Origin of the sequence: Nitrosospira sp. Nsp11 (assembly GCF_900142705.1) — a bacterium.
Classification (GTDB): domain Bacteria; phylum Pseudomonadota; class Gammaproteobacteria; order Burkholderiales; family Nitrosomonadaceae; genus Nitrosospira.
On sequence record NZ_FRBV01000008.1, the window covers coordinates 81780 to 105264 of the forward strand.

20 protein-coding genes are annotated in these 23485 nt (G+C 51.9%); 10 read left to right on the forward strand and 10 right to left on the reverse strand.

The window, feature by feature from the left end:
* Window positions 1–37: 37 nt before the first annotated feature.
* The 4 genes from gatA to BUA28_RS16435 all read left to right on the forward strand — a co-directional run bounded on the left by gatA (window position 38) and on the right by BUA28_RS16435 (window position 3673).
* Entirely contained in the window at window positions 38–1498 is a 1461-nt protein-coding gene (gene gatA / locus BUA28_RS10300; protein WP_072768033.1) for an Asp-tRNA(Asn)/Glu-tRNA(Gln) amidotransferase subunit GatA, read from the forward strand.
* Window positions 1499–1701: 203 nt separating this feature from the next.
* Window positions 1702–3183: an Asp-tRNA(Asn)/Glu-tRNA(Gln) amidotransferase subunit GatB gene (gatB, locus tag BUA28_RS10305; RefSeq protein ID WP_072768063.1), complete on the forward strand. Its 1482-nt coding sequence runs from the start codon at window positions 1702–1704 to the stop codon at window positions 3181–3183.
* Between the two features lie 117 nt (window positions 3184–3300).
* The gene (locus BUA28_RS15570) at window positions 3301–3447 is read left to right on the forward strand and encodes a transposase family protein (protein WP_143148497.1); all 147 of its coding nucleotides are present in this window, start codon (window positions 3301–3303) and stop codon (window positions 3445–3447) included.
* Window positions 3422–3673 (forward strand): integrase core domain-containing protein, encoded by a 252-nt coding sequence (locus BUA28_RS16435; protein WP_072768034.1) that lies wholly within the window; start codon window positions 3422–3424, stop codon window positions 3671–3673. Before BUA28_RS15570 ends, BUA28_RS16435 begins: the two co-directional genes overlap by 26 nt.
* A gap of 216 nt (window positions 3674–3889) precedes the next feature.
* Here the strand turns inward: BUA28_RS16435 and BUA28_RS16440 are convergent, their stop codons facing one another.
* The 4 genes from BUA28_RS16440 to BUA28_RS10330 all read right to left on the reverse strand — a co-directional run bounded on the left by BUA28_RS16440 (window position 3890) and on the right by BUA28_RS10330 (window position 10381).
* Window positions 3890–4228: a GIY-YIG nuclease family protein gene (locus tag BUA28_RS16440; RefSeq protein ID WP_072768035.1), complete on the reverse strand. Its 339-nt coding sequence runs from the start codon at window positions 4226–4228 to the stop codon at window positions 3890–3892.
* Complete coding sequence (locus BUA28_RS10320; RefSeq protein ID WP_072768036.1) at window positions 4225–5358, reverse strand: DGQHR domain-containing protein; 1134 nt, start codon at window positions 5356–5358, stop codon at window positions 4225–4227. The genes BUA28_RS16440 and BUA28_RS10320 overlap by 4 nt, the downstream gene beginning before the upstream one ends.
* Before the next feature lie 113 nt (window positions 5359–5471).
* On the reverse strand, window positions 5472–8558 hold the full coding sequence (locus BUA28_RS10325) for a TrlF family AAA-like ATPase (RefSeq protein ID WP_072768037.1): 3087 nt from the start codon (window positions 8556–8558) through the stop codon (window positions 5472–5474).
* 1082 nt (window positions 8559–9640) lie between these two features.
* On the reverse strand, window positions 9641–10381 hold the full coding sequence (locus BUA28_RS10330; protein ID WP_072768038.1) for a pteridine reductase: 741 nt from the start codon (window positions 10379–10381) through the stop codon (window positions 9641–9643).
* A gap of 155 nt (window positions 10382–10536) precedes the next feature.
* Between BUA28_RS10330 and BUA28_RS10335 the strand changes: the two genes are divergently transcribed.
* Together BUA28_RS10335 and BUA28_RS10340 are read left to right on the forward strand one after the other, a co-directional pair.
* Window positions 10537–11751, forward strand: coding sequence for a class I SAM-dependent methyltransferase (locus BUA28_RS10335; RefSeq protein ID WP_072768039.1), 1215 nt, complete (start codon window positions 10537–10539; stop codon window positions 11749–11751).
* Window positions 11752–11931: 180 nt separating this feature from the next.
* Window positions 11932–12375 (forward strand): CBS domain-containing protein, encoded by a 444-nt coding sequence (locus BUA28_RS10340; RefSeq protein WP_072768040.1) that lies wholly within the window; start codon window positions 11932–11934, stop codon window positions 12373–12375.
* Between the two features lie 15 nt (window positions 12376–12390).
* On the opposite strand, the gene BUA28_RS10345 is transcribed toward BUA28_RS10340, so the two are convergent.
* Window positions 12391–12960 carry a TMEM165/GDT1 family protein gene (locus BUA28_RS10345; RefSeq protein WP_218124798.1) on the reverse strand — a complete coding sequence of 190 codons (570 nt, stop codon included), beginning with the start codon at window positions 12958–12960 and terminating at the stop codon, window positions 12391–12393.
* 221 nt (window positions 12961–13181) lie between these two features.
* Here BUA28_RS10345 and BUA28_RS10350 point away from each other — a divergent pair, with 221 nt between their 5' ends.
* Window positions 13182–14573 carry a (Fe-S)-binding protein gene (locus BUA28_RS10350; protein ID WP_072768065.1) on the forward strand — a complete coding sequence of 464 codons (1392 nt, stop codon included), beginning with the start codon at window positions 13182–13184 and terminating at the stop codon, window positions 14571–14573.
* 52 nt (window positions 14574–14625) lie between these two features.
* The gene (gene coq7 / locus BUA28_RS10355) at window positions 14626–15252 is read left to right on the forward strand and encodes a 2-polyprenyl-3-methyl-6-methoxy-1,4-benzoquinone monooxygenase (RefSeq protein WP_072768041.1); all 627 of its coding nucleotides are present in this window, start codon (window positions 14626–14628) and stop codon (window positions 15250–15252) included.
* A gap of 183 nt (window positions 15253–15435) precedes the next feature.
* On the opposite strand, the gene BUA28_RS10360 is transcribed toward coq7, so the two are convergent.
* From BUA28_RS10360 to ilvD, 5 genes are all read right to left on the reverse strand, one after another.
* Complete coding sequence (locus BUA28_RS10360) at window positions 15436–15852, reverse strand: OsmC family protein (protein WP_072768042.1); 417 nt, start codon at window positions 15850–15852, stop codon at window positions 15436–15438.
* 163 nt (window positions 15853–16015) lie between these two features.
* Window positions 16016–16771, reverse strand: a complete 756-nt coding sequence (locus tag BUA28_RS10365) for a YdcF family protein (RefSeq protein WP_072768043.1) — start codon at window positions 16769–16771, stop codon at window positions 16016–16018.
* Window positions 16772–16919: 148 nt separating this feature from the next.
* On the reverse strand, window positions 16920–17231 hold the full coding sequence (locus BUA28_RS10370; protein ID WP_025041295.1) for a c-type cytochrome: 312 nt from the start codon (window positions 17229–17231) through the stop codon (window positions 16920–16922).
* Between the two features lie 48 nt (window positions 17232–17279).
* Window positions 17280–19352, reverse strand: a complete 2073-nt coding sequence (locus BUA28_RS10375; protein WP_072768044.1) for a thioredoxin domain-containing protein — start codon at window positions 19350–19352, stop codon at window positions 17280–17282.
* Between the two features lie 421 nt (window positions 19353–19773).
* Window positions 19774–21447 carry a dihydroxy-acid dehydratase gene (gene ilvD, locus BUA28_RS10380; RefSeq protein WP_072768045.1) on the reverse strand — a complete coding sequence of 558 codons (1674 nt, stop codon included), beginning with the start codon at window positions 21445–21447 and terminating at the stop codon, window positions 19774–19776.
* Between the two features lie 519 nt (window positions 21448–21966).
* Here ilvD and lgt point away from each other — a divergent pair.
* The gene (gene lgt / locus BUA28_RS10385) at window positions 21967–22824 is read left to right on the forward strand and encodes a prolipoprotein diacylglyceryl transferase (RefSeq protein WP_072768046.1); all 858 of its coding nucleotides are present in this window, start codon (window positions 21967–21969) and stop codon (window positions 22822–22824) included.
* Window positions 22825–22838: 14 nt separating this feature from the next.
* On the forward strand, window positions 22839–23444 hold the full coding sequence (locus BUA28_RS10390) for a class I SAM-dependent methyltransferase (RefSeq protein ID WP_072768047.1): 606 nt from the start codon (window positions 22839–22841) through the stop codon (window positions 23442–23444).
* Window positions 23445–23485 lie beyond the last annotated feature (41 nt).

Here is a 23485-nt window from a genome sequence, read left to right on the forward strand (position 1 = left end):
CAACCTTTTGCAAGATTTGCTTCACCCCGCGAATAACATGTTGAACTCCAGTCTCAAGCAATTTTCCACGCTCCTTGCCGCGAAAAAAATCTCCAGCGCTGAATTGACCGGCGAATTCCTCAAGCGTTCCCAGGCGTTAAACCCAGGTTACAACGCTTTCATTACCATCAATGAAGAGACTAGCCTCAATCAGGCGCGTGCCGCGGACATGATTATCGCATCCGGCGGCGCCCGGCCGCTTACCGGTATTCCGATCGCCCAGAAGGATATTTTTTGTACCAAGGGGTGGCTCACCACTTGCGGATCGAAAATGTTGTCCAATTTCATTTCCCCTTACGATGCTGCTGTGGTTGAGCGTTTCAATGCGGCAGGGGCGGTGAATATCGGCAAAACCAACATGGATGAATTCGCCATGGGATCCAGCAACGAGACCTCCTATTACGGACCGGTAAGGAATCCGTGGGATACCACGGCCGTGCCGGGTGGAAGTTCGGGCGGTTCGGCTTGTGCCGTTGCCGCACGTATGGCGCCCGCCGCAACTGGCACGGATACGGGCGGTTCAATTCGTCAACCGGCTGCGCTATGCGGCATTTCCGGGATCAAGCCCACTTATGGGCTGGTTTCGCGCTACGGTATGGTTGCCTTTGCTTCCAGTCTCGACCAGGGCGGTCCGATGGCGAAATCAGCAGAAGACCTGGCGTTGATGCTGAATGTCATGGCCGGATTCGATACACGCGACTCGACCAGTTTGCAGCGTGAGGCGGAAGATTACGTGCGCGAGCTGGAAAAGCCGCTCGCAGGGCTGCGTATCGGCCTGCCGAAAGAATATTTCGTGAAGGAAATAAACGATGACGTAGCGCGCGCGGTGGAAGCCGCTATCGCGGAATACCGCAAGCTTGGCGCAAAAACAGTGGAAGTATCGCTACCCAATACGAAGCTGTCGGTACCTGTTTACTATGTGCTGGCCCCAGCGGAAGCGTCGAGCAATCTATCCCGGTTCGATGGGGTGCGTTACGGCTATCGTGCTCCCAAGTATATCGACCTCGATGATATGTATCGGAAAAGCCGCGCGCAGGCTTTTGGCGCAGAAGTGAAGCGCCGCATTCTAATCGGAACTTACGTGCTGTCGCACGGATATTACGACGCATACTACATTCAGGCCCAGAAGCTGCGCCGTCTGATAGCACTGGATTTTGCCGAGGCATTTAAACAGTGTGACATCATCATGGGGCCGACTTCGCCCACCGTTGCATTCGATCTCGGAGAAAAAAGCAGCGACCCGGTCCAAATGTACTTATCCGATGCCTACACCATTTCCGTCAACCTGGCCGGCTTGCCCGGTATGTCCATCCCGGTTGGCTTTGGCGATAAAAACCGGCCGGTGGGATTGCACATCGTTGGCAATTATTTTACGGAAGCACAAATGCTGAATGTGGCACATCAATACCAACGGGTAACCGACTGGCATATGCAGATGCCTGCCGGATCCCAAGAGTGAATTGAGCCCGTATTGAATCGTATCGGACTCGGCTTCATCGTCATGAGAATACGATGATTCCACCATTCCGGGGCTTGATCCGGCATCCGGTTCAAAACCCGCTATGGCGTGCTTTCCAACCCTGGACGGCGAGTTCGGCTGGTATATCGTACCGATAATTGCCGGATCAATTTAAGTACTATTCCAAAAAAGGGATTCTCGCAATGCAATGGGAAATCGTTATCGGTCTTGAAGTCCATGCGCAGCTCTCGACCCGATCGAAAATATTTTCAGGCGCCTCGACCGCTTTCGGCGCGGCGCCCAACGCAGAAGCTTGCGCGGTCGACCTGGCGCTGCCGGGCGTGCTGCCTGTATTGAATCACGGCGCGGTTGACCGGGCAATCAAGCTTGGTCTGTCGGTTGGGGGAAAAATCAATTCGCCATCAATTTTTGCCCGAAAAAATTACTTTTATCCTGATCTCCCCAAAGGCTATCAGATCAGTCAATATGAATTGCCCGTCGTTGAAGGCGGTAACGTGACAATTCATGTGGGGGAAACGGAGAAAACTGTACGTCTTGTCCGGGCACATCTGGAAGAAGATGCGGGCAAGTCGTTGCATGAGGATTTCCACGGCATGACCGGCATCGATCTGAATCGTGCGGGCACGCCTCTGCTCGAGATCGTTTCTGAGCCGGATATGCGCAGTAGCGCCGAAGCGGTGGCCTATGCCAAAACATTGCATTCGCTGGTGCGCTGGATCGACATCTGCGATGGCAATATGCAGGAGGGTTCCTTCCGTTGCGACGCCAATGTATCCGTGCGACCACAAGGATCGGACAGGCTTGGCACTCGCTGCGAAATAAAAAATCTCAACTCGTTCCGTTTTCTCGAGAAGGCTATCGATTACGAAGCCAGACGCCAGATAGCGCTCCTGGAAGACGGCGGCGCCATCCATCAGCAAACCCGCCTCTACGATCCTGCAAAGGATGAAACCCGTGCCATGCGAAGCAAGGAAGATGCGCAGGACTACCGCTATTTTCCCGATCCGGACTTGTTGCCGCTGGAAATCCCTGCAAGCTGGATCGCTGAAGTGAAGAGCGGGCTACCGGAACTGCCACAGCAAATGCGAATTCGCCTCGAGCGCGACTATGGGCTTTCTGCTTATGATGCGGCGGCCCTGACAGCCGATCGGGAAATTGCGGAGTACTTCGACGCGGTTGCAGATAAGCTTCCATCTGATCCAAAACTCTGCGCAAACTGGGTAATGGGCGAAATATCCAGTTATCTCAATAATGAAGGAAAGCTCTTTGATAACTGTCCGCTGTCTCCGGCACAACTCGTGCAACTTCTAACGCGTATCAAAGATGGCACAATCTCGGGAAAGATGGGGAAGGAAGTATTGAGACAAATGTGGATCCAGTCCGGTGAGCAAGCTGGGGGTTGGAAGCGCCACGATTCGGAACCGGTTGAGAACCTTGTCGACGAGATCATCAAATCGCAGGGATTGAAGCAGATCTCGGATTCGGGCGAACTTGAAAAACTGATCGCCGACGTTATTGCTGCCAATTCGAAATCCGTTGAGGAATTCAAGGCTGGCAAGGAGAAAGCCTTTAATGCACTCGTCGGCCAGGTAATGAAGGCCGCCAAAGGCAAGGCGAACCCCGCGCAAGTGAACGAGATATTGAAGAAAAAATTAGCCAAATGAGTGTGAAGTCATTCCAGCATTTTTAAACTCATTTTCCATACACCCGCGTTACGAAGTCACCAACGTCCAATGCCTGAATGTAGCGGATGACTTCATCAGGAGAGCATCGTCATTTAGGTGGATACCTCGATCTCGGGGCAGCGTGTGGTGCGGATATTAGATAGCATTGCCAAGTATCGTTCACTTCCGAGGATGATTCGGATGGATTGCGGACCGAAGTTCACCAGCCTGGCGCTGGATGCATGGGCTCGTGTCGTGGTGTGAAGCTCTCATCCATTCAGCCAGGAAACTAACGCAGAATCTCTATATCGAAAGCTTCAACGGGCGCTTCCGGGATGAATGCTTGAACGACCATTGGTTCTTGACCTGGGAAAGGGCACGCATTCTTATCGAGTTTTGGTGGAAAGATACAATTCAAATCGGCTGCACAGTTCGGTGGGTGATATCACACCCTCGAGTTCATGACTCACATCACCAATTTGTAAACTAGGATTCTACCGCCCTATGTGGCTAACTTCAGGGGGCAGGTCAGTCTCTTGCCTCATAAGTTGCCGACGAAGGCTGCGAATCCCTGCTGAATTAAATTCAGCTCTATCTTCTTCAATGCCCATAAATATCTCTCTGCCTTAGAAGTTGATGAGGCTGATTAGGATGTACTTCTGCATATCGGTTTTATTTTAATGGGTGAAAGAATCCATCGTCGTGCTTAGACGGACACGGGAGAGTAGATTTTGTTCAACACTGGTTTTGCTCCCTCGTGTTGAATGTGAGTATTGAGCCATGTTCGTTCAATCTTGTTAATCTCGTTGCTTTCAATCCAAAAAAACAAAACAGCTCTGCCAGTTGCAGTTGGCAACGTCTTTTGATTGCTGTCAAGATGGTCGATAATGCGACGACGAAGATTAGTAGTCAAACCGATATACAGGACTGTGCTATCGAAGGTGGTCAAAACGTAGCAACCCTGGTTTTCAGGAATGAACCGTTCTCTGTTTCGTCTGAACGGCTCACTCCTGGCTGGGCGAGGGATCAGCGCGGATACTTTCATAGTTCCATTGGAGAGTTCATTGATGCCTTATGAAGTGCTTTTGACATCTCTTGCGAGACTACATTAATTGCGCCGGCATTTAAGAAGCTTGCTGTGCCGCCCCTAGCCCACCAGTCGGGATGACCAACACCTGTATAGTCGCCTTCCACGTTGTCAAAGCAAGATCGTAAAAGCTCCTCCATTGTGGGAACAGTAAAACTGCCACGGTCTTGAAGCTTCATGAAAAACGGAATTGAAAACTTACAAAAAAGTTCAACGCCATTGTATTTGTACAAGATGCTTGAGCTACCATTGTCAAGTACACGCTGAATCGCTTTCCAGTAATTCAAAAATACCCGCTTTTCTTTTTCAATATCTCTGAAAATGATGGAGACGGGGTTGTTAGCGGTTAGAACATACTTAACGATTGCTTTCACAAACGAACGCTGATTTATGGTGACATCATCTGAGTCTGCATTAGCCATCTGAATTTTTCCGAACCAGGGGGAGTCAAAGGTTTCATTTAGGTAGTCTGCATACTTGATAGCTTTATCTACTTCGCCCCTCTGAACAGTGTTCAAGATCCACTTGGGAAGACTAGGCAAGTCCTCCACATCTAGCGCATCGGTCAACCGAGCAATGATTCTCTGCTCAACGGATTTATCCACGCTCTTCTGCGTAGTGTTAACAATGAGGAAGTGGCACATTTGTGCAATTTTCGGAAGGTTCACAGCGATGTTAACCGGAACCTCAAAATCCAAAACTCGAGTATCTTTTTCGGCCGCCATCTTCAAACCTTCAAGACGGTGCTGCCCATCAACGACACTGAATGGCCCAACAAGCGTAATACCAATTTCAATGGTGTTATTTGTCTCGTTGTATTCAATAAACTTATCAGTAGCAAGGAAGATCGAGGTCGGCAAAAAGGCATCTTGTCTATCTTGCCCCTTAACAATGTAATCTGCGAGTTTTTTGGCGCGCGCCCTGTTAAGAAGGCGTTGATACCCTTTGTCACTGCTGTCCTCCGGATCGAGCGTCTCTACACTGTAGAACCCATCTAAAAGCAAGTCTCTAACCTTCATTGAGGTTGTGTAAAGGACGAGTGCACCTTGACGAACTCGCGATGCTGGAATGACTATCTTTTTCGACACCAGCTTTACTCCTTGAAGAGATGTATCGGAATTAAACTATTGTTAAACTTAGACTTGCTCAGCCATAATCATGGACTTGAGGTCAATTGGGTACGGAGATATTCGCCGCCCTGTCAGCGTTGAGGGAGGTACTTTGCATCGCGTTTGTCAAACGCTGGCCGCGTACCCTCTAAAATGTCTACAATTTTCCGATTTATCAGCGGGTCCTCAATTGACCCACTTACATATCGCACTTCGTGGCCCTGTTCTTTGAGTATTTCAGCGCAAATGACCTGTTCTGCATCACAAACAACGGCTAGATTCGGATTGTGCGTTACCATAATGATTTGGCGGCGCTCTTTAGCCTCCTTTACGCACGGTACAAGTGTTCGGTAGACGGTGTTGTTATCAAGATTTTCTTCCGGCTGATCGATGACCAAGGGAATGTCATCACGATCAATTAGCAAATAGAAGATAAGGAGCAGATTTCCTCTCTCGCCAGGTGACAGTTGTTCAAGCGTCTTATCGTCCCATCTTAGGCTATAGACCGGGTCAAGATAACTTAATCCGAAAACGAAATCGTGAACATCAGTGACGCTTACTCCTTGAGCAAGTTGTTCCTTCAACTCCACGGTCGAGTTACCCTTACCTTGACGTAGATCCTCACACAACGCCTTCATGAGGTTATTCAAAAATACGCAGACTTCCTCCATTGAGTCAAAGTTGATCGCATCCAACATTTCCTTAAGTCTCTCTGTGCCATCCTCCAGTCCTGAGAATGTACCCACCCGACGCTGGTTTAGGAACTTCAAGAATGATGGAGCGAATTCTTGTTCAGTGATTGCTACGTTGAACGTGAGCTTAAACTGCTGACTTTTTGCCAGATGATGGCCTCCGAGAAATTTTTGGACAGCTCCATAGTATCGCCCGTAGTCGTCGCGAAGCTTTTCCTTCTCCGTATAAATTTCCTTGGCCTTACTCAAGCGCTCAGAACTCAATAGTTGCTCTCGTTCTTTGACAGCCGGTAGCTTAGCTAGCGTTGCTTCCAATTGTTTCATGCTGCCTAATTGCTCTGGAGTTCCGATCAGTGCATTCCGCGTTTCTTCCCAGCGTTTTAAGGCAGCCTTGTACTCTTCATGTGCTTTCTGCGGAGCACTAAGCTGCTGACCCAGTACAAAAATAGACTCTTGTAATTTCTTTTGCTTCTCCGTGAAGCTGTCAGTCGCCGCTGCATCAAGCCTTGCATTGAGATCAACGATCGCCTTCTCAGCCCCACTAACAATCGCTTCAACCGGAAACTTGTTGATCTCAACCTTGACCAAATTGCTCCATTGCAGCTCTAACTCACATACGTCAGCCTGAGCATCACTCGAAGCAGTGTTAAGCTGTTTTTCGAAATTTGAAAGCTTTGCAAGGAGCCGCTCCGCGGTAGTTCGCTGCTTCGTTGTCTCACTCAGCTTTTGCCTCGCAGCTGCAATATCGTTTTCCACCTTGACAAGCTCAGATTGGACATTTTGTAATTGCGTACTGACTTCTGTAGCAACCTGAACGGCAGCTGAGTCTTCAGAGGGCGGTGCTGCCGGCTTCGTAAGCTCGTGTGCTTCCAGTTCTCTCTGCTTCGCTGCCAGCTGAGCTGACAAGAAGTTCCTGTGATTTTCCGTGAGCATATCCTCGCAAATGGCTAACTCACGATTGATAGCTTTAATTTGATCCACCAAGATGTCAATTGTCTTCTTGGTCTCCTCTGATCTATGGTTCAGCAGGTCGTCAAGGGTAGAGAACCCCAGTTGTTCTGCCTCCGGGACATGAGAGAAAATCACGTTCTGAAGCTCATTATAAAACTTACTCCCGCTACCTAGGCTGACCTCATTGCATATCCGTTCTAAATAATCTTGTGGTATGTACTTGATCGTTTCAACCGATCCCTTGGCTGGGGTATCATTAAGTGAAACGGGGCCATCGATTTTATTGTCGCTCCACGTTGCAGTCGCCTCGAAGTATTTGGCTTTGTTATTGAGGCGGTCCTTGAAGCGCTCCGCGGAAAGAAAGCTAAACGCGCTATGTCTTGGAGTGTTGCCGATTAAGCCGAGGATGTCAGCAAGCGCACTTTTCCCGCTACCTTTATTCCCAATAATTGCAATTAGCCCAGAATTTAGGGGCAAATCGTGACCGAACCATTTTTCCGCAAGCGTTGCGCCGATTTTCTTATGAATGGCGAGTTCTTTGAGGATCTTCGTAGGCCGAGCGCGAATCGCTTCGATGCCTGGAGGGCAGGTGCCAATGTAAACGCGGGTGTCTGGCTCGTTAAGCGTTTGCAGGAGGCCTTTGAAAGTCGGATCAGCCTTTATCCACGTATATCGGGAGCCGTCGGGCTCAAAGAGTTTATCAAACTCATGGGCATCCGAGCCGTGAATGCATGGCTTAAAAGCCAGAAACTCATTGATATAGTCGTCCTCTGTCGGATGCTTCAATCCAAGCGCAAAATCTCGTGTGTTTTTGTTGGATGCAAAGAGTGCGTGCGATTTCTGGATAAGAACCTTTCGAAGCGCGTGCCCTTGCCCGTCCCAGCTGACTTTCGAAAGGTCTTCGTCACACGGGACGCAGAATATATATTTGTCGCCGAACTTAGTCTGTTGCCTTCTAAGAATCTCCGACACTTCTTTGTGGTCGATGGTTGCCTGCATCATCCCGACAAAAATGTCAGTCATTCCGGCAAATGCTCCATGATGAGCTTTTAAGGTCTTCCCAAACTGGATCAGATTATTTTTGGTAAGCGATAACGATTGATCGAGGCCGTGGGGATTCCCTTCGCATACGAAGTGAAGCTGCGCGAGAAAATTATCATTGATATCATCTGCCGATACATCATCGGCAAATATAACGTGATAGTTGACGCGGTTGCCGTCAACTAGAATATTAGTCCTAAGTTCGACATTGGCAAATAGAGTTATCGTTTTGGCCAACGACGCCTTGTCAGTACCTATAAGGGCGGCAAGCCGAGTATCATCATTTTGGAGGTCCCTCAGAAATCGATAACCGTCAACAACAAAATAATCGGTTACACCTACCACCGCGACGTTTTTTTCGATAGCTTTCGTGAAGAATGCTTTGGCGTACTCATCGTAGTCCTGCCCAAACCCGTTGTTGAGTTCGGAAAAAGGTGTATGAAGTTGAAGGTCCCAAATGCGCCATTCTGCTCCCCTTGGGAATCGCATTGCCATAATTTTCCCTCTTGTACAAGCTAGCTATGTAGCTCTATTATTTTTTTCCTCAGCCCAACCGCGATGCTTGAGGCCACAACTAACCGTTCACAGCTTGCACGCATCCTCCTTCAAGTCATTGGTGCGAACCAAAACTCATCCGCGTGGGGAATTGAGATATTCCTCAATAGTGCTTGATCATGGATCTAGTTCGAGCGTTTGGTCATCGCATTGTCACACGCTATAGTCAGCGTCAACGGCAATCCGTGCTAGGAGCTGTGTCGAAGGTGAACAAGTATTGGCCTTTATCTTCGCGTTTTATAGCTGAGTAAGCAATTGGACTTAGGTACACCTATCGCTGAGTATGGGCATTCTGAAATTTGTACTTGGTCCACCTAGCTACTGGTAACAAATGGGTACTTTAATTTGTGGAGTTAAGTCACAAAAATGCCGTCCATGCTACATGGAAACAGCAGATATTGTGATGTTGAGCGTGGCAAACGAAATGTAATGTTCACCAGGCTTGGCACAATCTGTGCAGCTTTAAAGTGTAACGCTGCGACGCTAACACAAGGACTGCCAGAGCTTCGGCAATGAGGTGGCGCAAACCTTGGTGTTCAATGGTATTGGAGCGGAGGATGGGGATGTGTTATACACGCTACCCCCGCTGTCAGCATTGATCATCCCAAGGATTAGGAAATTTCGCCTTCGTGGAAAAATAAAACTGCCGAGCAATCAGCGGTGCGTAAAAACGGTGCGAGTACCTGCGGTCGCATTTTCTCGACTATATTCAATACAATCCCATCAAACACGGCTAGGCGTATGCAGCGGATTGGCAGTATTTACGTTTCGTGAGTATGCGCGGCGTGGGGTTTATCCAACAGGATGGGGCGGTGCCATCTCCCGGGATACCGGTGGTTTTAGCGAGTGATTGATTGCGCGCGCCAAGCTTACTCCAAATCGACAACCACGCTTGACTGTGATATACGGCGGCACCGACATCAATAAGAAAGCATTGGGTTGACGTATGGGGTCCAACTATAATAGTGCATGGCGAAAAAACGATGCGGGGGTGACATTAATTTAACTCATACCCGTATTGTCTATAGATTCACACTACGTCCCCCATCCACGGCGATGATCTGGCCGGTAATGTAAGGTGCGTCCGCAATCAGGAAAGCCACCGTTCTGGCGATGTCGTCCGGCTCGCCGGTTCGTTTGAGCAGTGTCCTGCCGATGATGTACTGGCGAGAGGCTTCATCTGCCCACTCACCCTCTTCAGGCCACAGAATGGGACCGGGAGAAACCCCATTTACCCGAACTTCGGGTGCAAGCTCCTGGGCAAGCGATCGCGTGAGCGAGGCAAGGCCGCCCTTTGCAGCGTTGTACACCACGTATCCTTTCAGCGGCCACTTCTCGTGAATATCGACGATATTGACGATGCAGCCATTATTTTCCCTGAGTTGCGGCGCCGCCGCCTGTGACAGAAGCAGAGGTACCTTCAGATTGGTGCCGATCAGATCATTCCACATGTTCTCGGTGATTTCTCCGAGGGGAGTAGGGAAAAAGCTGGAAGCATTATTGACGAGCGCGTCGAGTTTTCCGAAATGCCTTATGGTCTCCTCGATCAGGTCGGGGAGTCGCCTGATATCCAGCAGGTCAGCCCGGGCCAGCGCCACTGAACCGGGCCGTGCCAGATTAAGTTCGGTCTGCAAGGCCCGTGCGTCCGTCTCCGACGCGCGGTAATGCACCAGCAGATTTGCGCCCTGTGCATGCAACCTGCGACAGGTGGCTGCACCCACGCGTCTGGCCCCCCCCGTGACGAGTATCACTTTCCCTTGCATCGCTATCTCCTCTACACTTACGAATCGATTCGATTTTTATAATTCATAGTGGCTCTCAAATAGAGTTTACAGAAGACCGCTGAATTCTCGCGACGCGAGAAAGACGATGTCCCTATTTGATAGACAGCCTTATATTACAGAGTAGCATAGAGCCAATGCAGCCACTACCGGCACTACCTATACCGAGCGAAGCAGCCCTTCGGCACAGCCGTGCCTTGAAAGAACTCATCCATGCCGAACTTGCTGTTGCCGGCGGCTGGATTTCATTCGAACATTACATGAGGTTGGTCTTGTACGCGCCGGGCATGGGTTATTACAGCGGCGGTGCAGCAAAATTCGGCGAATCGGGCGATTTTGTCACCGCCCCGGAAATTTCTTCATTATTCGGTAAAACCCTGGCGCGGCAGGCCGCGCAGGTTCTCGAACTCGTGGATGACCAGGCCGATATTCTCGAATTCGGGGCGGGTACGGGCAAACTCGCGCTCGATTTACTGCTTGAACTGGAAAAACTCGGCAGCTTGCCCAGCCGGTATTTTATTCTTGAAGTCAGTGCAGAGCTACAGCAGCGGCAAAGGGAATTATTTGATAGATTCGCGCCGCATCTCGCGCTGCGAGTCGTCTGGCTGGAACATTTGCCTCCCGCATTCGATGGGCTGATAATTGCGAATGAGGTACTCGACGCCATGCCGGTACATCTGGTTGCCTGGCGCGGAACTGATCTGTTCGAGCGTGGCGTGATGATAAAAGGAGACGATTTTGCATGGAGCGACCGCGCTCTTGCAGGGGGAGCGCTTTTTGAGATTGCTCGTGAATTAAATCCTCAGGTTGAGGGTGCGGATGGCGATGTCAGCCGTGGTCTTGGCCACGATATTGGTGAGTACGTGAGCGAGATCAATCTTTCCGCGAGCCATTTCATGCGTAGTCTCGCCGCTGTTTTGCAGCGGGGCGCAATCGTGTTAATCGACTACGGTTTCGGACGTAATGAGTATTATCATCCCCAGCGATCCAGCGGTACATTGATGTGCCATTATCGCCATCTTGCCCACAACGATCCTTTTTATCTGCCGGGTTTGCAGGACATTACCAGCCATGTTGATTTCAGTTCTGTCGCCAGCGCCGCTATCGATTCGGGGCTGGGGTTGCGGGGTTACACGACTCAGGCATATTTTCTCATCAACTGCGGGGTAACCGAGATTCTGGCGCAAACCCGAGTGGAGAACACCAAGGACTATCTGCCGCTGGCGAACCAGTTGCAAAAGCTGGTGAGCCCGGCGGAAATGGGTGAACTGTTTAAGGTTATCGCATTTGGCAAGAATATCCACCAGTCACTGATCGGATTCATCAGCGGGGATAAAAGCCGTATGTTGTAGCGCATGCGCGATGGCGCTGGAACCCTGCGATTGCGAACAACAGCGGTTACCTTGTCCGCAAGCCAAGTGCACTATTTGAAGTACGGAAGCAGCCCCCAGGTTCTTCTCCTTGCATGCTATGATTAACTCAACTGATAAAGAAGTTTTCGAACATTCGAAACTCGAATAGGGGAATATGTAGTGGCGACCGTAAGGCAATTACTGCAGGGCAAGGGATTCGAATGTGCAAGCATCGAGCCGGACAAATCCGTATACGACGCGATGCAATTGATGGCTGCACGAAACATCGGTGCATTGCTGGTGCTACAGGATGGAAAACTGGCCGGTATCTTCACTGAAAGAGATTATGCGCGCAAGGCATATCTGCTGGATAGACCTGCGAAAGATATCCCGGTTAGCGAAATCATGACTTCGCAAGTGGCATATGTAACCCCCGATTATTCCGCTGAAGATTGCATGGCATTGGTTACTTCGATACGGGTACGGCACTTGCCCGTGCTTGAAAATAACGCAGTGGTCGGCATTATTTCCATCGGCGATCTGGTCAAGGACGCCATTTCGGGACGCGAGTTCGTCATTCATCAGCTCGAACGTTACATATACGGGATTACCGGACCAGATTAATGTGTCAACGGTACGTCAATAAGATGGTACCTCGCCCGCCAATGACCATATTCCCAGCAGCAAAAACGACGCAGCCGCGATCCATCGCATCATTGTCATATTGATGCGATCCGCAAGTACCTTGCCCATCCAGACGGCCGGTGCGTTAGCAAGCATCATGCCAAGCGTGGTTCCTAAAACAACTGTTGTCAGCGCATCATAGCGGGCGGCCAATGCCACTGTCGCAAGTTGGGTCTTGTCTCCCATCTCCGCCAGAAAAAAAGCAATTAGCGTGGTGACAAATGCTCCGGCACTAAAAAAGCGCAGGTTCCCCTCTAGTGCATCTGGCTTGAGCGCCCAAAGGCCGCATCCGATGAACGATAGCCCAACGATCCAGTTGAGAAATTGAGGAGAGATCAGGCTTGCCAGCCATGCGCCTACCGATGCCGCAAGCGCATGATTAAGTAACGTGGCCACGAAGATGCCGGCCATTATTGGGTAGGGTTGCCGTAGCTTGGCTGCAAGTACAAATGAAAGAAGCTGAGTCTTGTCGCCGATTTCAGCCAGCGCTACCAGCAGGGTGGAGGTAAAAAATGCTTCCAAGATGGAGGGTCGGGGTATCAAAAAATGGAGGTCCGGAAATTGTAGCGTGGTTTTGCTGTCCTAAACCACGTGCTCTCTCCAGTTCCAGTAATTGATGCCTGATAGGCGCCGGCCCTTCCCGAAACCGAACAAATCGCCGACAGGTTGCTAGACTCTTCGAATGCCAGCAGCGCCAGCAAAAACATAAAAAATATGTCCAAAGTCTTTTTTGAGCCGATATGATCATGAAACCCTCTGATCTTCCGCCCGATTTTTCTCTTGATTCGCTGATCGCTGAAGCCAACCGTTGTGTTGCGTGCGGTCTGTGTCTGCCGCATTGTCCCACCTATCGCGTAACACAATCGGAAGCCGATTCGCCTCGGGGGCGTATCGCTCTGATGAGCGGAGTTGCCGGCGGGCGTATTCCGATGAACGAGCGCTTTGCGCTGCACATTGACCGGTGCCTGACCTGCCGTGCCTGCGAGTCGGTATGCCCCAACCACGTGCGCTTTGGACAACTGATAGACGGGACCCGTGCGATGATGGCATCCTCATCCATACCGCTGGGAGGAAGTACGCAGGCCTCAAAATCCTGGTTTCGCCGGTGGGTGGAGCGTGAAATAATCGGTAAACCCGCGCGTATTGATGCGTTGCGCCCTCTCTTACGTTTTTATCAGCGAAGCGGTATGCAGAAGCTGTTGCGTAAGTCCGGTTTATTTGGAAAAACGAAGCTTATTTTGCTGGAGACCCAGTTGCCGCGCATCGATAAACCCTACTCTTTGCCCGGCCGGCCAAATTTTGCAGGGTCATGGCAAGCAGTTTATCCCACTACTGGACAGCCACGCGGAGAAGTCGGTCTCTTCCTCGGTTGCGTGGCACGACTGACGGATACTGCAACGCTCAACGCGACAATAGTCGTCCTCAATCAATTGGGTTATACGGTTCATGTGCCGCCCGCGCAGACCTGCTGTGGCGCCTTGCATCAGCATGGCGGTGACAAGCAAACGGCGGCGCAACTTGCACACCGGAATATCAGTGCTTTTGATGGCCTGAATCTGGAGGCGATTATCAGCACGGCGTCGGGTTGCGGCGTGCAGTTGACTGAGTATTCCACTTTGCCCCCGTCGCCACGCTCAAAAGAGTCTGCGCCAGAATTGGAAGCTGGGAACGGGTGCGACGGGGGCACGCCAGCGAGCAAGCGATTTTCAGCCAAAGTCATGGACATCAGTGCATTTCTGGCAGTGGCTGAAGGATGGGACGAGATAAAGCTGGCGCCATTGACCTATAAAATATCAGTACACGAGCCCTGTAGTTTGCGCAATGTTTTGCGCGGCTCCGCCTCTTCCTATGCGCTGCTCGCGCGCATTCCTGGCGCGCAGATTGCGCCGTTAACTGGAAACGATCAATGCTGTGGTGCCGCCGGGACTTATTTTCTCGACCAGCCAGAGATGGCAAAAGTGCTGCTGCATGATAAAATTACCGCAATAAGCGCAAGCGGCGCACGTTATCTCGCTACATCAAACGTAGGTTGTGCCATGCATCTTGCAAGCGCGTTGCGCGAAGCCGGATCAGAAATTGAAGTGTTGCATCCGGTTACACTCATAGCGCGGCAGATGAATATAACCTCTCAAATTTGATTTATCATTTATTCATCGTTTATGTCTTTCGTATCGTTTGCTTAGGACTTTCATGCCGAATCTGGACAAATTTATTATCGGTTTCGATCACGCACTGCGTACGCTGTTGACGCCGGCACAAACGCTGCGGCCCGTCCCGGGAACTGAATTGCCGGAAGTTGAATTGAGTGATTCAGAGAAAAGCGAATCCACCGCACTGATGCGTATCAATCACACCGGGGAAATTTGCGCACAAGCACTATATCAGGGACAGGCACTGACTGCGCGTAACGCAGAAGTGCAGCATACCCTGGCGCAGGCGGCGCGCGAAGAAACTGAACATCTTGCCTGGACAGAGCGGCGGATTGCGGAATTGAGCGGGCGCAAGAGCCTATTGAATCCGTTTTGGTACGGCGGATCACTCGCCATGGGCGCGTTGGCGGGCACACTCGGCGATAAATGGAACCTTGGGTTTCTTGCGGAAACCGAACGCCAAGTGACATCCCACCTGGCTGGACATTTAAAACGCTTGCCGCATAACGATGGGAAAAGCCGCGCCATCGTCGCACAAATGCAAATCGACGAAGCGGGTCACGCTACCGCCGCCATGTCGCAGGGCGGCGTGGATTTGCCCATGCCGGTGAAGTTGATGATGAAGCTGGGGTCTAAAGTGATGACGAAAACGGCATATTGGGTTTGAATCAAAGGTTTGAACCTGCATCCCGCAGTTGACGCTCATCTTTTAGCTCATTTGTCAGCTCATTTATCAACGCCCTCATCCCAAGGAATTTTTGTGCTCCCTGAACCTCACCTTTTTGGTGAGCCCACTCCACTCCTTTCGATCACCCTTCCAACCTGCGGTATTCGGGTTTAGCGAAGAGCTTCAGCTCTCCACGATTTCAAAGTCATGTGTCAGTTGCGCCGTTTTTCCCAGCATTATAGAGGCTGAGCAGTATTTTTCCGCGGAAAGGACGATCGCCCGCTCTACTTGCTGGGGATTCAGCTTTTTTCCGGTCAGGATGAAATGGAAATGAATGCGGGTGAATACCTTGGGGTCTTGCGGAGCCCGTTCCGCCTCGATTTCCACTACGCAATCGTTAATATCCTGGCGGCTCTTTTTCAGAATCAACACTACATCGAAAGCTGCGCACCCGCCGGTTCCCATCAGCAACATTTCCATTGGACGCGGCCCGAGATTTCTCCCACCGGCTTCCGGGGGCCCATCCATCAGTACGGCATGGCCGCTGCCCGATTCGGCCAGAAAACTCATGCCATCGTTCCATTTAATACGTGTTTTCATGCTGGTTTTTCCAAAAAATATGCGGGTGTTATTTTAATCCTGGTTCAAGGCAACAACGAATTTCATAAGCTGCTCATCACTGGCGCATTTGCTTGGCTTATTGCATTGCAGTGTGCTGCAAAGATGCGCGAGTAAATGGAATGGTTCGCTCGAAGAGTGGAGTTTACCCGGAAGCCGACGTCAGCCGATACCACGCTATGCCGATGACTTCATGAAAGAACAAGCTGCTTTTTTGCAGCGCGGCCGCCGTGGGAATGAATGCGAATATATCCGTTTTATAGCGGGTAGTGTACGCAGTCGCAGCAGGGACAATCTTGAAGCCGGCCTGTTCGAATTCCCTGGCTGCTCTCGGCATGTGCCAGGCGTGAGTGACGAGCGCGATATGACTGATCTTGTCCCTGCTAAGTATCGCAAAGCTCTTGTAGGCGTTTTCACGAGTGTTTCGCGAAGCACCTTCTGTCCACTTGACCGGAACCTGAAACTCCTTTTCCAGCACCGCTTTCATTTGCGCCGCTTCAGATGACTTGCTTCCCAGAGGAGTACCGCCAGTCGCCAGGATAGGTTTGCCCGTTCGGCGATGCAGTTCTGCCGCGTAACGTATGCGCTGCAGGCTATATCGTCCGACCGTGTCGTTGCCATATTCTGGCGCCTGATAGTAAGTGCCGCCACCCAACACGACGATTGCCTGCACATCGTTATCAAAAGGGCCGCGTTCGCGCGGCGTCTCCAGCCTTTGCAGAAGGGCCTCGGCGACGAACGGAATGGACAGCAAATAGAGCAAGGCCAGCGCGGACCATACCATAAGCTTACCTAACCTGGGCCGGCGTTTGAGAAGCAAAAACCCCATAGCGCCTAGAAGAATGGCGTTGAACGGCGGAAGCAGGAATGCGCTCAGCAGGTTCGACGCGAACCAGCTCATGTGTTATCCGTGAACAAGCACACAAAAGCATTTTTTATAATTCGGAATAAATTGCAGGAAAGCATCTTTACTCCACGCCACAGCCTTGTGCAATGGCAAACAAAAAAGCCGGCACATCAAGCGCCGGCTTTTTTAACTCAACCCCGGTTTATTTGAGCGACAGAATAAACTGTGCCAGAGTTTTGGCATCGGCATCATTGACCTTTGCATTCGGCGGCATGGGAATCGGACCCCAGACCCCCTGGCTTCCCTTCTGTATTTTCACTGCCAGCTTGTCTGCGGCAGCCGGGTCAGCTTTATACTTGGCGGCGATATCCTTTAACGCGGGTCCGACCAATTTTTTGTCCACCGTGTGGCAATTCAGGCAGCCACTACTTTTTGCCAAGTCCGCGTTCGCTTGCGCGGTACCCACCATTAACAGGGCTGATGCCGCAACCATTCCTATCCAGACAGCTTTCATACTCTCGCTCCTTTATCCGTTGATTAATTTTAGAAAGGCGGACCTATCTTACCTCATTTCGCAGATGCTCAGCAATTGCTGCAAGTCAGAGATCTCCGGTAAGCATTTAACGCCGTGGCAGACCCAGGCGTTGACAGCATTACTTGTTGATACCGGTTTATTCAGACTCGGCGGTAGCCCGACTAGTTCCAAAGGCAATGCAAATACAAGGGTGCAGGGGGAAATGCACCGCAACGCATTTTTCCATTCTGCCAGCGCATGCCTCTGCCCGCGCAAGATGACAATGTGCGGTGGCGTCAGCGATTGCTCCAATGCCATCAGCAGGCTGCAAGAGGAACTCGCAAAATGGGAAATGGCAGGATAGAACAAGCCCAGGGTGCGCTCCGCCGCTTGCGAATAGCGGAATTCTCCAAGCAGATGCCCTAACCGCTGCAGAGCATACGCTGCCACGCCGTTGCCTGAAGGCATGGCGTTGTCGTGAGCAGGCTTGGGACGATATATCAATTTTTCATGATCATGACTGGTAAAGAAAAAACCGCCTCCCTGCTTGTCTTCGAATTGCTCCAGCAACACATCTGCCAGCGCAACGGCAAATTCCAGGTCAGTTTGGCGAAACTCAGCCTGCATCAGTTCCAATAACCCATCCAGAAGAAACGCATAATCGTCGAGATACGCGTTGAGATGCGCCTTGCCATCCTTATGGGTTGCAAGCAGGCGGTTGTTTTTCCATAGTGTGGAGCGAATGAAATCAACCGCCCAGGTGGCCGACTGCACCCAGTCGTCCCGCTCGAATACGCGGCCGCAGCGTGCCATTCCCTTAATCATCAGCCCGTTCCAGCTGGTAAGGATTTTTTCGTCACGGCCGGGATGAACGCGCAATTCCCGTTTGTGGAAAAGTTTGCTCCGAGCCGACGCTAGCCTTTGTTGCGCTTCCTCCAGGCTGATGCCGGCTTTCACGGCCAAGGCCGCAAGCGGCTGTGCAATTTCCAGATTCCAGTGCTTGTGCTCGAAGTTGGGGTTATCCAAAAGACCGTAATAGGGTGCAATGACGGTATATTCGTCCGGCGACACGATTTGCGCCACTTCGTCGCGGTCCCATATATAGAACTTTCCTTCCTCGTTTTCGGAATCGGCATCCAAGGTCGAGTAGTACCCGCGTCCTATCGATTCTCCATCGGTTCCGTCTTCCCCTTGCGCCTGCATCTCTCGCATTACCCATTCGGCTGTTTCCTCCACCGCTTGTTCAAACAGCGGATTACGGGTGGCAAGCCATGCGTCGGCGTAGAGTCGGAGTAATGGTCCGTTGTCATAAAGCATCTTCTCGAAATGCGGAATATGCCAGCACTCATCCGTGCTGTAGCGGCAGAAGCCGCCGCCCAACTGATCATGGATGCCGCCTTCCGCCATCTTTTGCAGCGTGTAGGATGCCATGCGCAACGCTTCGCCATTCCCTGCGACAAAGTAGCGACGCAAACAAAACTCCAGTTCCGTGGGGTGGAGGAATTTTGGTGCGTCGCCAAAGCCGCCATTGACTGAATCGAAGCGGTTTTCCAGCTCCGCCAGCGCCTGGTCAAACGGTTGCTCCGAAAATACCGGCGCATCCAGGCGTTTTGACGGAAGCATGTTGGCAAGTGATTTCAGCAGCGATTCGCCCTGTCGCTCGATCTCCACGCCTCTAACATGATATGTCTCTGCCACGCGCGGCAACAAATCGAGAAATCCCGGCAGACCATGCCGAGGTGTCTTGGGAAAATATGTGCCGCCGAAGAATGGCTTTTGATCCGGCGTCAGAAACAGTGTGAGGGGCCATCCGCCGTTACGCCGGGTCAGTATATAAAGGGCCATCTGATAAATCTGGTCGATATCGGGACGTTCTTCGCGATCTACCTTGATATTCACGAAATGCCGGTTCATCACTGCGGCAACCGAAGCGTCTTCGAAACATTCATGCGCCATGACGTGGCACCAATGACAGGCCGAATAGCCGATTGAAAGCAGTATCGGCCTATTTTGCGCACGAGCGAGTGCTAGCGCTTCCTCCCCCCAGGGATACCAATCCACCGGGTTGTTTACATGTTGAAGCAGATAAGGACTGGTTTCACCGGAGAGATGGTTGGGCATGATAATCCTAAATCTGGTAGTTGACCGCTCATTTAATAGATCAGTGTTATGATTAATAACAACATTTCACGTTATTTGACGCTCACCTTTTGGGTGAGGGCGCTACGGGGGGAATTGCACAGTTTTTGGGGCACACGGCTGCGTTGCAACTTCTTGGAATGGAACGACGCCCCGAAGCGTCGCCCGAGGGGCCCCGCGAAGCGGGGATCGGGCAGCGCAGGGGATGCCGCGATCGCGTTCCACACGCACGGGGGCGCCCGCGTCCCGCTTCGGGGCCGCACCTTCCTGCGGAAGGCACCGCTCTGCCCTGCGCGGTCGCATTCCGCGTAGTCGCGCCTTGCCCTGCACCGCAAAAACCATACACTTCCCTCCGTCCAACTACCGGATTTAGGATAATTGGACCACGCGGAGAAGCTTGCGATTAATCCGTTATTGCCCCCCGACTGGCGCTCGAAACCGATTTCGCATATTTTGCAAGGACGCCTCGCGTATAACGCGGATGCGGCGGCTTCCATTCGGCGCGGCGTCGTGACAGCTCTTCTCCGGAGACGTTGAGCTGCAGCAGCCGCTGTTCGGCGTCGATGGTAATCGAATCGCCTTCATGCACCAGCGCGATAGTGCCGCCTACGAAAGCTTCGGGTGCCACATGGCCCACCACCATCCCGTAGGTTCCCCCGGAAAAGCGGCCATCGGTGATGAGTCCGACCGTATCTCCTAAACCTTCTCCGATCAGGGCGGAGGTAGGGGAAAGCATTTCGCGCATTCCAGGACCTCCCTTGGGGCCTTCGTAGCGTATCACGACGACGTCGCCGGGTTGAATCTGCCGTGCAAGAATGGCCGCCATACAGGTTTCTTCGGATTCGAATACCCGTGCCGGGCCGGTAATTCTTGGTGTTTTCACCCCGGTGATTTTGGCTACACAGCCTTCAGGGGCGAGGTTACCCTTGAGTATGGCGAGGTGGCCTTGAGCATACATGGGATTTTCCCATTGCCGGATCACATCCTGATCCTTGCGAGGCGTCGACGGGATATTCTTTAATACTTCCGCCACGGTCTCACCACTTATGGTTACGCAATCGCCATGCAACAGGCCGTGTTCAAGCAACATTTTCATTACTTGGGGAACACCTCCCGCTTTATGCAGGTCGGTGGCCACATACCGCCCCGAGGGCTTCAGATCGCACAACACCGGGACCTTGCCGCGCATGCGTTCAAAATCGTCGATGGTCAGCGTCACTTCCGCCGCATGGGCAATGGCCAGAAAATGCAGCACCGCATTGGTTGAGCCACCCACCGCCATAATCACGGCAATGGCATTTTCTATCGATTTTCTCGTGATGATGTCGCGCGGGCGGATCTGCTTCCTGATGGCATCAACCAAAACTTCCGCGGAGCGCGCTGCACTCACGTACTTTTCGTCATCCTCCGCCGCCATGGTGGAAGAGTAAGGCAGGCTCATTCCCATTGCTTCGAAGGCCGACGACATGGTATTGGCGGTAAACATACCGCCGCACGAACCGGCGCCGGGGCAGGCGCGGCGCTCCACTTCGAGCAATTCTTTCTCGTCTATCTTGTGCGCCGTAAACTGCCCGACAGCTTCGAAAGCGCTCACAATGGTGAGATCCCTCCCGTTGTAATGGCCGGGCTTGATGGTGCCGCCGTACACGAAAATGGCGGGAACGTTCATTCGCGCCATTGCAATCATCGCTCCCGGCATGTTCTTGTCGCAACCCCCGATTGCAATTACTCCATCCATGCTTTCCGCCTGCACCGCAGTCTCGATCGAGTCCGCAATCACTTCGCGAGACACCAGCGAGTACTTCATTCCTTCCGTGCCCATGGAGATGCCATCGGATACCGTGATCGTGCCGAACATTTGCGGCATCGCGCCCGCTTCTTTCAACGCACGCTCGGCATTAAGGGCTAACGCATTCAACCCTTTGTTGCAGGGGGTAATGGTGGAAAAACCGTTAGCCACGCCGACGATAGGTTTGTCGAAATCTTTATCGCCGAAGCCGACCGCACGCAGCATGGCGCGGTTGGGAGAACGCTGCGCCCCCTGGGTTATCGCGCGGCTGCGTTGATTGTCTGGCATAAATACTCCTTGAGAATATTGATAAACTTTGAAAAGCCCCTGAGTCGCGGGGGAACATTAAGGAAGTGATTTAACCTTGATCAGTGAATAACCCAGATAATTCATTAGGCGGTTCTGCGATCCTACGCGAGCGCTGGCGTCGGTTTGCGGCCATTTTCGCCGCCATTTTTGCTACCTGCGCGGCGTCCATAGGCCAAGCTATGGACTTCTCTCAACCGGCAAAACTGCCTCGCAACCTGCCGCGCCATCATCTCGCGTCCTAATGGATTATCTGGGATAAAAAGAAGCGTGTTCTTTTTATATATCCTCTGCGGTTAATAGCTATTGGCCGTATGTATAATCATTGCCCAAAGAGAAACGCGAGTTTCGTGATTCTGGCTTAGCCCGGATCCATACAGCCAGCAAATAAATTTTATATGGTACGCTTTGGATACCGGCCTTCGCCGCTATCGCGGCTGAAGCGGCTATATTGTCCTCTCGCCAAATCAACAGTATTTTACCTCAAAAAAGCGGAAGCCCATGCTCGTTCACCCGCAGTTTGACCCTATCGCCATCCATCTCGGGCCACTCGCCATTCGATGGTATGGACTTATGTATCTCATCGGATTCGCGTCGTTCATCCTGCTGGGGCGCTATCGCATCAAACATAACCCTCAAGGCGTATTTACGCGCGCCATGCTTGACGACATGCTGTTTTATGGCGTGTTGGGCGTGATATTGGGCGGTCGCCTGGGTCACGTATTATTTTACCAATTCGGCTATTATCTACAGCATCCGCTGGAGATCCTTGCGGTTTGGCAGGGCGGAATGTCCTTTCACGGTGGCTTTCTTGGCGTAATATCCGCAATGGCGCTGCTGGCCCGAAAATATAAGTTGCCGTGGCTGGCCGTAACGGATTTCATTGCGCCGCTTGTACCGCTGGGCCTGGGCGCCGGCCGGATCGGTAATTTCATAAACGCCGAGTTGTGGGGGCGCCCGACCGATGTCTCCTGGGGCATGATTTTCCCCAACGTGGATAACCTCCCGCGTCATCCTTCGCAGCTCTACGAATTTGCATTGGAGGGGTTGGCTTTTTTTGCGCTGATATGGATTTATTCGGCGAAACCGAGGCCGGTCGCAGCCGTCTCCGGCATGTTTCTTATCGGCTATGGCGTATTTCGTTCGGTCGCCGAATTTTTCCGCGAACCGGAGGATGGCTTCATGGGGGTAATGACGCTCGGTATCAGCATGGGTCAATGGCTATCGCTGCCGATGGTTGTTGCGGGAATAATCATGATTACTTGGGCCTATCGCACCCAGCCTATCCTGCCACAGAGACCTGCGTGGTCCGATAAACCGGCCAAGCCTGTTACGGCAGGGAAGCGGAATCGAAGCTAGGAAAAAAATTTCTCATGTCCTTGCGCCATTCCTACACGATTATCGCCCCGCTTTACGATGCTTTTCTGGCGGCTGCAGGCACGGGCCTGCGTGCAGCAAGTCTTGCACAACTACCGCAACAGCCCCGGCAAGGTGGCCTCAACATCCTGATCAGCGGTATTGGAACGGGCCTCGACTTGCCCTATCTTCCCCCGGGCCATACTTATACCGGTCTGGATCTTACCGCCGCTATGCTGGAACGCGCCAAACCCCGGATCGGCAACCTGCATTTGAATCTCGTTCGTGGCGACAGCATGGCTCTTCCGTTTGCCGGCGCTTCCTTCGACTATGTGGTGCTGCATCTCATTCTGGCGATCGTTCCCGATGCGCGTTCCTGTTTGAAAGAGACCGCGCGCGTGCTGAAGCCGGGCGGCCACGTGCTGATACTTGACAAATTTCTCAAGCCGGGCGAGACCGCGTGGTTGAGAAGAGCGCTGAATCTGCTGTCGCAGCATATTGTTACACGGCTCGATGTTATATTTGAAGAGGTGCTGGAAGGCGTTCCGGAATTGAAAATGGAAGCGGATGTGCCGGTGCTGGCGGGCGGCTGGTTCCGTAGTATTCGCCTGACGAAAGACTGACCGGATGCCGAATAGAAGTACTTTTTATACGATGACGAAGC